We start from the raw sequence: 215 nt of genomic DNA on the forward strand, positions 1-215 counted from the left end.
ATGATGCGGCGCTCGCTTGGCCAGCGGTCGAGCAGGTCGAGAAGCCTCACCGGCTCGGCGACATCGGGAATGCCGAGAATGCCGCACTGCTCCGCCGCTTCGACGGCATTGGCGCGCAGCTTGTCGAGATTGGTGATCTTGCCCTGAACGTGTTGGGTCATGACCGGCTGGAGCAGGCCCGCCCCCATTTCGACCGCCTTCTGCACGAGGTAATC

General features: G+C 64.2%; 1 protein-coding gene. It reads right to left on the reverse strand.

Going from position 1 to position 215, the window contains the following annotated elements:
• Window positions 1–215 (reverse strand): 16S rRNA (uracil(1498)-N(3))-methyltransferase (locus tag AF337_RS32015; protein ID WP_193393682.1); only part of this gene is annotated, 215 nt, incomplete at both ends.

It is taken from the genome of Rhizobium ecuadorense (assembly GCF_001187535.1).
GTDB classification, from domain to species: Bacteria; Pseudomonadota; Alphaproteobacteria; order Rhizobiales; family Rhizobiaceae; genus Rhizobium; species Rhizobium ecuadorense.